Genomic DNA, 12469 nt, shown 5'->3' with positions numbered 1-12469 from the left:
AAAGAGCCAACTCGTACGAATTGGCTCTTTTATTTATTTGCTATCTCCAATTGGCCCCTTATTTTCTCCGGAATGTCCTTTTCAGAAATAATGTCGTAGGAATAGACATACTTACCTTTCACATGAATTTTTAAGTAAGTTTTTCTTATAAAATCATTAGGAGTGTTCGTTCCTACTTTATATTCCTGCTCATTCCTTAATTCATCAACACCTTTTAGCGAGTACATAGCTCTTCCTTTATGATGGTAATCTGGAACGCCATATTCCTCCGTAATAGCGTATACATTTTTTTCTTCAGCAATCGGATTAAATCTGTCTAAATCTCCGCGTAATATGAAAGGTAGTAAGTATATAGGGAGGCCTATTCCTATTATGTAAAGTACAAACTTCTTCATGATTGTTTCTCCTTTTACGTATTTACGTTTTTCAGTATAGAAAAAACTTCTTATGAATATAGCGGGGAATTTCTTAAGTTTTTCTTAAAAAAATTTTTAAAGTAAGGTTATTTTAACCAAAATTTTCATGAAAATACCTTTAAAAAGAACGTTAGTTCGTATATAATAAGAACGGATGTTCTTTTGTTAGGAGTGATAACCTTGTATGATTATTCTCTTTTACCAAATCGCATTATTCTTTGTGTAGATTTACGTAGCTTTTATGCGAGCGTATCATGTATTAAAAAAGGACTTGATCCACGATATACAAAATTGGCTGTCGTAGGAGATGTAAACCGTAGTGGATCAATCGTATTAGCGGCAACACCGCCATTAAAAGCGTTAGGAATTAAGAAAATGGCACGGTTGTACGAAATACCGAAGCGGCCAGATATTATTATTGTGAATCCGATTATGCATACGTATATGAAGTGTTCAACTTACATAACAGGCTTAGCTTTACAGTATGTTGCGCCGGAAGATTTTCATCAATATAGTATCGATGAGTTTTTTATGGATATGACTGCAAGTATTCATTTGTTTGCGAGTAATCCGTGCGAGTTTGCATTAAAGTTCAAGCGAGAAATATATGAACGTACACGGATTGAAAGTACGATTGGTATTGGGCCGAATTTATTATTGAGTAAAGTAGCGATGGATGTGGAAGCGAAAAAGAATAAAGATGGAATAGCGTATTGGACGTATGACGATATACCCGAGAAGTTATGGAGTATTAGACCACTCAGTAAATTTTGGGGTATATCGTATAAAACGGAAATGAAATTAAATCGAAAATGTATACATACGATTGGGGATTTAGCACAGTATCCATTGAAGTATTTAAAACAATCGTTTGGTGTAATAGGAGAAGAATTACACTTGCATAGTAACGGGATTGATTTTAGCAGAATAGCAGAGAAATATGTTCCAGCAACAACATCTATAGCGAAAAGCCAAATATTATTTCGTGATTATTTGATAGAAGAGTTCACCGTTATTTTATTAGAGCATGTAGAAGAAGTTTGTTACAGATTGAGACGAGAAAAGAAATACGCGCAAACGATTCATTTTTCAGTTGGGTATAGTAGGGAATACGGAGGAGGAATAAAAAAAGCACATACGTTAAATAGAGCAACAAATTTAACGATGGATATTTTTAATGTTTGTACATATTTTTTATACGAGCGGCATACAGGGGAGCCGATTCAATCGATAAGTCTTTCCTTAACAAATTTAATACATGAAGGAGAAGAGCAAATTTCGCTTTTCGATAACATTATACAAAGAGAAAAAGAAATGAGATTAACGAAGGTGATGGACGAAATTCGAACACGATTTGGTAAGAACAGTATTTTACGTGGCATTTCCTACACAAGCGTCGCAACAGCAAGATATAGAAACACATTATTAGGAGGGCACAAATCGTGAAGAATGCTAATATGCCAAAAGGAAGAGGAATGGTAAAGTGGCAACCGTTTGCTAGTATGCCAGAACAGTTCGTCTGTATTAAAGAAATGATACAGGAGCAAACAAAAGTCCCGCGTCCAATTTTAACGCAAGATGCAAAAGAAAGGATTGAAAATAAGCTGTTAATTTCATATTTAGGTGAAGAAGAGGTTTTACTTACATATTATAAAGAGGGCTATCTATATAAAAATTACATAACAGTAGCTGATATAAATCCATTAAATAAGACGATTACTTGTACCGATGCTTTTCATAATCAAAGGATGTTTAAGTTTGTTGATGTAATTGAAGTGAATTAGAGGGGGAGAAATAAAAAATCATCTCTTCCTAACTTAATTATATCATGTAAATCAAGTTCGAAATAGACTGTTTATTCTCATTTACTACTGCTACAATCAAGAACACACACATAGTAAGGAGAGATGTTACATGAGTTCTTTCGTTCTCGATTTTCAGGAAATAGAAAAACCGCAGCTTTCGCTCGTTGGCGGAAAAGGATTGAATTTAGGGGCATTATCAAACATTCAAGGTATACAAGTGCCAGAAGGTTTTTGTGTTACAACGGTAGGGTATGAAAAGGCCATCGAGCAAAATGACGAGCTTCAAACTTTGTTGCAGCAGCTAACAAAGTTGAAAATGGAAGAGCGAGCCCAAATTGGTGGAATTAGTAAGAAGATTAGAGAAGTCATTATGGCAGTAGAAATCCCTTCTGAAGTAGTGGAAGCGGTAGCTCATTATCTCTCACGTTTTGGAAATGAACATGCGTATGCCGTGCGTTCTAGTGCTACGGCTGAAGATTTACCGTATGCCTCATTTGCTGGTCAACAAGATACGTATTTAAATATTATCGGAGAAGAAGCGATTTTGCAGCATGTAAGAAAGTGCTGGGCTTCTTTATTTACAGAGCGAGCAGTTATGTACCGCATGCAAAATGATTTTGAACATAATCAAGTTTCTATATGTGTTGTCGTTCAAAAAATGGTTTTCCCTGAGGCTTCGGGAATTTTATTTACTGCTGATCCGGTTACTTCTAACCGAAAGGTAGTATCAATTGATGCCAGTTTTGGACTTGGTGAGGCGTTAGTATCAGGACTGGTCTCTGCCGATAATTATAAAGTAAAAGAAGGCGAAATTACTGGAAAGATGATAGCAACTAAAAAATTAGCTATTTATGCTTTAAAAGATGGCGGAACGGAGACGAAACAGATTGATCCGGCTCAGCAAAAAATTCAAACATTGTCTGAACAACAAATTTTACAACTAGCACAGATCGGAAGACAGATTGAAGCTTATTTTGGTTGTCCGCAAGATATTGAATGGTGTTTAGTGGATGATACATTTTATATTGTCCAAAGTCGCCCAATCACGACTTTATATCCAATACCAGAAGTAAATGATGGGGAAAATCATGTGTATGTATCGGTTGGTCACCAGCAAATGATGACCGACCCCTTGAAGCCATTAGGAATGTCTTTATTCCAGTTAACATCTTTTGGACAGAGGTTTCAAGCTGGAGGAAGGTTGTTTGTTGATGTTGCACAAAGATTGGCTTCGCCTACTAGTAGAGAACTTTTATTAAATATGATAGGGAATTCGGAACCGCTTATTAAAGATGCATTAACAACTGTAGTCGAGCGAGATGATTTTATTACATTGTTACCAGATGATGAAAAAGAAAAGAGTGTTGGTAAAAGTGGACCACCTGCAAGTTCACAACCAAAAATCGAAAACAATCGAGCAATCGTTACGGATTTAATAAAGATGAATCAAGCATCAATCGAAGAGTTAAAACGAAACATGCAAACGAAATCAGGGGTGGATGTACTTGATTTTATTTTGGAAGATATGCAGCAATTAAAGAAAATATTATTTCATCCGCAAAGTATGGCTGTCATTATGGCAGGTATGGATGCTTCAACATGGATCAATGAAAAAATGGAGCAATGGCTAGGCGAAAAGAATGCAGCAGACACACTTTCTCAATCAGTACAAAACAATATTACGTCTGAAATGGGGCTAGCATTACTCGATGTTGCTGATGTGATTCGGCCATATCCAGAAGTTATTGCGTATTTACAACATGTAGAAAATGATAACTTTTTAGATGAATTCGTTCAATTTAAAGGCGGAGAAAAAGCTAGAGATGCCATTCTAACTTTTCTAAATAAATACGGAATGAGATGCAGCGGAGAAATCGACATTACGAAAACGCGCTGGAGTGAAAAGCCAACAACCATTATCCCGATGATTTTAAATAATATAAGAGATTTTGAAGATGGTGCTAGTAAACGGAAATTTGAAGAAGGACTGCAGGAAGCTTTGAAAAAAGAAGAAGAGTTAGTAGATCGATTGCAGCATTTGCCGGATGGTAAACAAAAAGTAGAAGAGACGAAGCGAATGATTCGTAACATCCGGAATTTTATCGGTTATCGTGAATATCCAAAATACGGTATGATTAATCGCTATTTCATATATAAGCAGGCAATATTGAAAGAAGCCGAGCAACTCGTGCAAAATAAAGTTATTGATGAAGTAGAAGATATATACTATCTAACTTTTGAAGAACTTCACGAAGTTGTCCTTACGAATAAACTAGATTACGAGCTTATTCATAAACAAAAAAATGATTACAAATTATATGAAAAACTAACGCCTCCACGTGTAATGACGTCTGATGGAGAAATCATTACTGGGAAGTACAAACGAGAAAATCACCCGGCTGAAGCAATCGTAGGTCTGCCTGTTTCTTCAGGAGTGATTGAGGGGAGAGCACGCGTTATTTTAAATATGGAAGATGCGAATTTAGAAGATGGAGATATATTAGTTACTGCCTTTACTGATCCTGGCTGGACACCATTGTTTGTGTCTATAAAAGGGTTAGTCACTGAAGTTGGCGGACTGATGACACACGGAGCAGTTATTGCACGTGAATATGGATTACCAGCAGTCGTCGGGGTAGAGAATGCTACGAAATTAATAAAAGACGGACAACGAATTCGGGTACATGGAACAGAAGGCTATATTGAAGTGTTGTAATGAAATAAAAGATCATCCGCTATTATAGTGGATGATCTTTTATTATATAGCGGACTTATTTCTTTAAACCAGCCGCATAAAAAGGTCCATGAACTGCGATTGTTGATAAAATACGAGCAATCTCCTCAGGTGTTTCTTTTTGTCCGTTATTTAACCATTGTTGAATGACACCTATATGAGCAGATGCCATATAAGAAGCTAAGTATTGGCTTGGGACAAGTAAATTCTCCTTATTAATGAGAGGACCATTCGTATCTTCAAATAGTGTTTTCCACATAAAGTCTTTCAGTTTCGTTTGGAAAGATAAATCTCCTTTTGGGCTTAGTACAGCTTTCATAAAATCACTATTTTCATTTAGAAATTCAAGAATAGAAGCGATAAGTATAAATGGCATTGTTGGGGAAGGGCTTGATCCAAGATCAGCAATAACTTCCGGTAATCTCTGTTTAGCAATGCTAGAAAATTCATGCATAATTTCTTCTTGGCATTTTGTCATTAAATCAAATTTATCTTGGTAATGTGTATAAAATGTACCACGATTTATGTTTGCTTTCGTAGTAATATCTTTCACTGTTATGGCGTCAAAACCTTTTTCCTCAATTAATTCCACTAATGCATTTCGTATGGCAGTTTTCGTACGAATAACACGTAAATCTAAATTACTATCGCGCAAAGTATGTCCCTCCTTAATTTTAGCCAACACATTTCAAGGATGTGTCTTATAACCGACACATTCACGATTTTTGATTATTGTATAAGGTTCAACTCGAACATATAATTCAAATATAAATAAACAACACGTTGTTGGTTATTATAAATCAAATTAAAGGAGGAGAAAAGAAAATGTTTAAAAACAAACTTTTATTGTTATCTCCAGTTATTGCACTACTTGTTGTTTTTATTTTTTCATTAACATTATTTCCAACCGTTCAACCTAAGCCGAAAAACTTACCAATCGCAATTGTAAATGAGGATCAAGGAGTAGAAATTCCGAATCAACCGAAGATGAATATGGGGCAAACGATTGTTGATAATATGAAAAAGACATCAAAATCAGAGGAAGAACCTGCGGTAAAGTGGGTAGAAGTGCAAAATAAAGAAGCAGTTCAAAAAGGCTTAAATAATCAAGAATATTATGCAGCATTGGTTATTCCGAAAGACTTTAGCACAAAACAAGCATCATTACGAACACCACAGCCATCTTCGCCAGAGGTAGAAATATTCATCAATCAAGGAATGAATACAGCAGCATCAACTATGGCAGGACAAATGTTAAATGCGATCGTTGATAATATGAACAATACTGTTCGTACACAACTATTAGAAGGATTGAAAGCAAAAGGAGCTACATTAACAGCAGACCAAGTTTCAAATGTAGTAACACCTATTACGAAGAAAGTGACAAATGTGAATGAAATCGGCAAAAATAGTGCGAACGGTAACTCGCCAATGTCTTTATTCCAGCCGTTATGGATTGCAAGTTTAGCGAGCGCAGCAATTATCTTTATTGCGATAAGTAAAACGCAAGTGGGTACAAGAAAAGAGAACTTCGTATTGAAACTAAAACAAATAGTAACAGGAGCAATTGCTACACTTGTAATTGGATTTGGTCTTACATGGATTGCGGATGGAATGGTAGGATTAAATATCCCGAATTTCACGGATACGGCTTTGTTCTTATCCATTACTTCTTTTTGTTTCTTCTTAATGATTTCTGCGGTGCTTTCATTAGTTGGACTAAAGGGTATAGGTATATTCGCTCTATTACTTTTCTTTGGGGCACCGCTATTAGCATTAGCGCCTGAAATGATGTCACCATTTTATCAAGATTGGGTGTACGCATGGTTGCCAATGCGATTTATGATTGAAGGGCTTAGAGAAATATTCTTCTTTGGAAAAGGATTAGCTTGGAATACTCCTCTTACTGTACTCGTTTGGATTGGTGTAGTAAGCGTGGTTATTATACTTGGAACAGCTTTCAAACGTAGTGTAGTAAAGGAGCAAAAAACTGAAGTGAATGCATAAAAATAAGTAAAGGAAAAACCGTTTCACTAGTAGTGGAGCGGTTTTTATGTTGAAATATAAGTAAGGGTACAAAAATATATTGATATAATGAAAGGGAGTTAGTTATTTGTGAAACTAACTGTCACTTAGCTAGGCTTGAGATGAAGGGATCCTACTGTAAAATCTGTTGTGCTATATAATTATTATCTCTGATATACTTTATTTTTGTTAGTTTTTCTGCATTTTCTACCATAAAATGTGAAATCGTAGAGGGTGTTGCAAAGTTAACAAAACATAAACATGCAAAAAAAATATAGAAGAAATATAGTACTCGAGATTATCTCTAAAAAGTAAGGATCTCATAATAATGTTCTTTTAAGATGATATAAACAAAATAGACTAGTTTAAAATTGGACGTATGAAAAAGGAATGAGGGGAAGAGCAAAATGAAGCAGATTTCAATTTTAATAGCGGATGATGAGGTGGAAATTGCTGAATTAATTGGGATACATTTAGAAAAAGAAGGTTATCATGTTGTGAAAGCTACTGATGGAGAAGAAGCTGTTCTTATTATTCAATCGCAACCAATTGATTTAGTTATTTTAGATATTATGATGCCAAAAATGGATGGTTATGAAGTAACGCGACAAATTCGTGTGAAGTATAATATGCCAATCATTTTTCTAAGCGCGAAAACATCTGATTTTGATAAGGTGACAGGTCTTGTACTAGGTGCGGATGATTATATGACAAAGCCTTTTGCCCCAATTGAATTAGTTGCGCGTGTAAATGCACAACTACGTCGATTTCTTACGTTAAATCAACCGAAAGTAGAGGAGAACAAATCCGTTTTAGAAGTAGGCGGAGTGGTTATTAATCTTGAGCAACGAAAGCTAAATGTATACGGAGAACAAATTGAATTAACCCCAAAAGAGTTTGATATTTTATATTTATTAGTGAGCCATCCGAAAAAAGTGTACAGTGTGGAAAATATCCTTCAGCAAGTGTGGGCGGATGATTATTATGATGGGGGAAGTACAGTTGCCGTACATATTCGTACTTTACGAAAAAAATTGGGGAGGATACAAGAAAGAATAAGTTAATAAAAACGGTATGGGGGGTAGGTTATACTTTCAATGGCTAACATGATGAGAAGTTTTCGTTTTAAAATGATTGCTTTGTTTGCGCTAAGCATGGTGTTAGCAGCTGGCGGAACATATATAATCTATAAAGTACTACAGCTTTATTATAGAACGATGGTACATTACGAAGATTACTTAGCCCAATTTAGACCAATCGTAGATATTAAATTCTTTTTAATGTGTTTTATCCCACTATCTGTTGTATTCTTTTTCTTTTTAACAAAACCATACTTAAAATATTTTAATGAAATTTCTAACGGTATTCACCATCTTGCTAACGGTGATTTTACAAAGAAAGTTCATATTACTTCAAATGATGAATTTGGCGAGATTGCGCGTGAAATTAATATAGCGAGTGAAAAATTAAAAGAGGCGGTTGAGAGAGGTGATTTTGCAGAAAGTAGTAAAGATCAGCTCATTGTTAACTTAGCACATGATTTAAGAACGCCTTTAACATCAGTTTTAGGTTATTTAGATTTAATTCTTAAAGATGAGAATTTGTCAAAGGAGCAGATTAAACGTTTTTCTATGATTGCATTTGCGAAATCGCAGCGACTTGAAAGTTTAATTGATGAGTTATTTGAAATTACGCGAATGAATTATGGCGTGCTAAAGTTAGATAAAAAAACAATTAATATAAGTGAGTTGCTTATACAGTTAGATGAGGAATTGTATCCATTATTGGAGAAACATCATTTAGAAGCTAGGTTGAATGTTAATCCTCATTTATATATTTACGGTGACGGGAATTTGTTAGCTCGAGTATTTGAAAATCTTGTAACAAATGCAGTTAGATACGGAGATAATGGACAATTTGTTGATATGAATGGATATATTGATAATGGAGAGGTTATCGTACAAATTATTAATTACGGAGATAGCATTCCAGAAGAAGATTTGCCTTATCTTTTTGACATGCTTTATACAGGTGATAAAGCAAGAACAGGGCAGCAGGGCGGTACGGGCCTTGGGTTATTTATTGCTAAAAATATTGTTGAACAGCATAATGGAACGATTTCAGCAGAAAGTAATATAATTAGAACAATATTTGAAGTAAGATTGCCAAAAGAAGAGAGTTCAAGAATTTAATAAAAATTTAATGTTTACCCCACTTTTTATTTAACTAGTTTTTTCTATCCTATACGTATGTTAGGTCAAGGAGGAACTGGTAATGAAAAAGTGGGGCTTTTTATATTGTACATAGTATGTACGGGGCTTTATATATCAAAAACTATTAAAGAAGAGGATATACAGTTTCTAAAAATAAAACACATGAAAAAGTGAGGATATTATGAAGAAAGCAAAAAAACTAGTCATCGTTGGTGTAATTACAATTGGTTTAGGGGTCGGGTCTTATATGACATTTGCAGGAGAATCTGAACCAGTTAAAACTTATAAAATATATGAAGTGACAGAAAAACAAATAGAGAATGAGAAAAAATTAGGTGGCGAAGTTATCCCAAATGGTATAGAAGCAATTTCATTCGATCCAACAAAAGGTACGAATGAATTAGCTGTTAAAAAAGGTGATGAAGTAAAAAAGGACAGCTTCTTTTTAAATATAATGACCCTATTACTAAACAAGGTGTAACATTGCATCAGAAACAAATGGATGCAGCGAAGCAGAAACTAAAAAAAGATAAAAACGCTGGTCTTCCTGAGGAAGCGTTAAAAGCATCAGAAATCGAAGTGCAACAATTAGAATCGCAACTTGAAATGAAAAAGTTTGAAGTAGAAAAAGCTGATGAAATAATTAAATCAGCAAAAGAGAAAGTGAACACACTTTCTGTAACGAGCCCGGCTGATGGTGTAATTGATGACATTGTCAAAAATAATGATGCTGGTATGAGCGGAATTACGCTTCGTCACGCTGGTCCATTTAAAGTAAAAGGCCAACTGTCTGAATATGAGCTTGCGAGTGTGAAGATTGGGCAAGAAGTAACAGTTTCATCAAAAACTGTATCTAGTAAGACGTGGACAGGAAAAGTTACAGAAATCGGATCCACACCATTAAAAAATATGGATGAAAATAAAACAGTTTCCAGCTATCCATTCACTGTTACATTGAACGATAGTGAAGGATTACAAAACGGTTTCCACGTAAACGTGACAAACAAAACAGGTGAAGCAACAGGTACAATCGTTCCGAAAAGCAGTATGGTGAAAAAAGGTGACAAAGATGTTGTCTTCGTTGTAAAAGATGGAAAAGTGAAAGAACAAGTGGTTACGGTTGAATTTGAAACGAATCATGAAGCAAAAGTTTCTGGAGTGAAAAAAGGTGTACAAATTATCTCTGAACCTATGAAAAATGTAAAAGATGGTATGGAGGTTAACACAAAATGATTCATTTAAAAGGCATCACGAAATCTTTTCAAAACGGTACAGAGTCCGTCCAAATATTACATGGAATCGATATAATACTGAACCAGGGGGAATTCACTTCCATTATGGGACCATCTGGTTCTGGTAAGTCAACCTTAATGAACATTATCGGTTGTTTAGATAAACCAACGGCAGGTACGTATGAGCTAGCTGGTCAAAATATTTCAACCATGTCTGAAACAGAACTTGCACACGTTCGTAATAAAGAAATCGGCTTTGTATTTCAAAATTTCATGTTACTACCAAGGCTTACAGCACTTCAAAATGTAGAATTACCTCTTATTTATGCAGGAGTTGATAAAAAAGAAAGACGTGAGCGTTCGTTAGCTGCTTTAACGAAAGTTGGGTTAGCTGACCGTGCTACCCATCTTCCAAGTGAGCTATCAGGTGGTCAAAAACAGCGTGTTGCTGTAGCGCGTGCGATTGTAAATAATCCGAAATTTATTTTAGCCGATGAACCAACTGGTGCACTTGATACGAAAACGAGTGAACAAATTATGGAGCTCTTTTACGAATTAAATAAACAAGGTTCAACGATTATTATGATTACTCACGATCGTGAAATCGGAGAAGCAGCAGTACGTCAAATTGTAATTCGTGACGGCAATATCGTACAAGATTGGAGAGAATAAATTTGAATACGAATGAAAATATACGCATGGCCATATCTTCTATTTTTGCGCATAAAATGCGATCTATATTAACAATGCTAGGCATTATTATTGGAATCAGTGCAATTATTACAATTATTTCAATGGGAGATGGACAGACTGCAAAGATGCAAAAGGAACTTGCAGAGAATCAGCATATGGATGAACTTAAAATAGAATACTTCAACCCGGATTCTCCGACAGAAAAAGCAAAAATTACACCACATATGGTAAAGCAATTGCAAGTGATACGAGGTGTAAAAGATGTGTATCCCAATGTGCATATGGACGTAAAAGTATATACGGGATCAAAAAATGTTTCCTTTAGTTTAAATGGGGGAACAGGAAACTTTATGCAGGACTCTAAAATGAAAATGGTACATGGGCGAGAGTTAACACCGGATGAACTAAAAAAGCCAATTCCTGTTGTAATTGTAGCTGAAGATTTATTTAAAACACTATTTGATAATTGGAAAGATGATTTGTATATAGATATAAAAGGAAAACTATATAAGGTTGTTGGGGTGTACAAATATGAAGACGGTTTTCAACGTCAATTTAAATTGTATGAAGGATATACATCTATCGACAATGCACCTTTAATTGCAGGGATTGAGGAATACGATACAGTGAAAATTAAGTTAACTTCTCCAAGTGAGCGAGAGGCTGTAGAAAAACAAGCTATATCTGTATTGGATGAATTGAAATCCCCAGAATTTGAGCACTCTTTTACAGTCGAGGATACGAAAGCATATGGTCAAAAAATAGAAGAGTCAACACGAACGATGAAAATAGTATTTGCTAGTATTGCTGGAATTTCCTTAATCGTAGGTGGTATTGGTGTGATGAATATCATGCTTGTATCCGTTACAGAGCGTACACGTGAAATAGGTATTCGAAAAGCGCTCGGTGCAACGAGAGGAAAAATATTAACACAATTTCTCATCGAAGCATGTATTTTAACGTCATTAGGCGGGGCGGTTGGTTTTGGATTAGGTATGTTTTTTGCTTGGATCGCTTCGTCAATAGGTGAATGGCCACTAGTTATTTCTGTAAGTCTTGGATTACTCTCAGTTGGAATATCGATGTCAATTGGTATTGTCTTTGGCATACTGCCAGCTAATAAAGCGGCTAAATTGGATCCGATTGAGTGTCTGCGGTATGAATAAGTGAAAAGGGTAATTTTTTAGTAAGGTGTTTTCAAAAAAGAGTAAATACTCCTGCGAGTATTCACTCTTTTTTGAAAACAAATCATTGATGTAATGTCTTCCATTTCTGGAGGGATGGCTGGTGACCTTATCTAGCATTGCCCTTTGTAATATTTTGCATCAATCATTTCCTGGAGGTTAAGATA

9 protein-coding genes and 2 pseudogenes are annotated in these 12469 nt (G+C 35.2%); 9 read left to right on the top strand and 2 right to left on the bottom strand.

What is annotated here, in order from left to right:
* Window positions 1–29: 29 nt before the first annotated feature.
* Window positions 30–395 (bottom strand): YxeA family protein, encoded by a 366-nt coding sequence (locus tag LCF45_RS15130; protein WP_002128024.1) that lies wholly within the window; start codon window positions 393–395, stop codon window positions 30–32.
* Window positions 396–596: 201 nt separating this feature from the next.
* Between LCF45_RS15130 and LCF45_RS15125 the strand changes: the two genes are divergently transcribed.
* The 3 genes from LCF45_RS15125 (at window position 597) to ppsA (ending at window position 4937) form a co-directional block, all read left to right on the top strand.
* Entirely contained in the window at window positions 597–1862 is a 1266-nt protein-coding gene (locus LCF45_RS15125) for a Y-family DNA polymerase (RefSeq protein WP_078206967.1), read from the top strand.
* Entirely contained in the window at window positions 1859–2200 is a 342-nt protein-coding gene (locus LCF45_RS15120) for a YolD-like family protein (protein ID WP_002165494.1), read from the top strand. The genes LCF45_RS15125 and LCF45_RS15120 overlap by 4 nt, the downstream gene beginning before the upstream one ends.
* Window positions 2201–2330: 130 nt before the next feature.
* Entirely contained in the window at window positions 2331–4937 is a 2607-nt protein-coding gene (ppsA, locus tag LCF45_RS15115; protein ID WP_263892905.1) for a phosphoenolpyruvate synthase, read from the top strand.
* A 55-nt stretch (window positions 4938–4992) separates the two neighbouring features.
* Here the strand turns inward: ppsA and LCF45_RS15110 are convergent, their stop codons facing one another.
* A complete protein-coding gene (locus LCF45_RS15110) occupies window positions 4993–5610 on the bottom strand; it encodes a TetR/AcrR family transcriptional regulator (RefSeq protein ID WP_016127224.1) in 618 nt (205 codons plus the stop codon).
* Window positions 5611–5780: 170 nt separating this feature from the next.
* On the opposite strand from LCF45_RS15110, the gene LCF45_RS15105 reads away from it, so the two are divergent.
* From LCF45_RS15105 to LCF45_RS15080, 6 genes and pseudogenes are all read left to right on the top strand, one after another.
* Window positions 5781–6962: a YhgE/Pip domain-containing protein gene (locus LCF45_RS15105; RefSeq protein WP_016127223.1), complete on the top strand. Its 1182-nt coding sequence runs from the start codon at window positions 5781–5783 to the stop codon at window positions 6960–6962.
* Window positions 6963–7387: 425 nt separating this feature from the next.
* A pseudogene (locus LCF45_RS15100) lies at window positions 7388–8085 on the top strand (response regulator transcription factor).
* On the top strand, window positions 8078–9172 hold the full coding sequence (locus LCF45_RS15095; protein WP_002165502.1) for a HAMP domain-containing sensor histidine kinase: 1095 nt from the start codon (window positions 8078–8080) through the stop codon (window positions 9170–9172). The pseudogene LCF45_RS15100 and the gene LCF45_RS15095 overlap by 8 nt, the downstream one beginning before the upstream one ends.
* Window positions 9173–9374: 202 nt before the next feature.
* A pseudogene (locus LCF45_RS15090) lies at window positions 9375–10426 on the top strand (efflux RND transporter periplasmic adaptor subunit).
* A complete protein-coding gene (locus tag LCF45_RS15085; protein WP_078214170.1) occupies window positions 10423–11097 on the top strand; it encodes an ABC transporter ATP-binding protein in 675 nt (224 codons plus the stop codon). The pseudogene LCF45_RS15090 and the gene LCF45_RS15085 overlap by 4 nt, the downstream one beginning before the upstream one ends.
* A gap of 2 nt (window positions 11098–11099) precedes the next feature.
* The gene (locus LCF45_RS15080; RefSeq protein ID WP_033734100.1) at window positions 11100–12284 is read left to right on the top strand and encodes an ABC transporter permease; all 1185 of its coding nucleotides are present in this window, start codon (window positions 11100–11102) and stop codon (window positions 12282–12284) included.
* The last annotated feature ends 185 nt before the right edge of the window (window positions 12285–12469 follow it).

Source organism: Bacillus sp. 41-22 (assembly GCF_025809295.1).
Lineage (GTDB): Bacteria > Bacillota > Bacilli > Bacillales > Bacillaceae_G > Bacillus_A > Bacillus_A mycoides.
The sequence above is the reverse complement of the archived record's forward strand: the minus strand, read 5'-3'. Positions and strand labels throughout refer to the sequence as shown.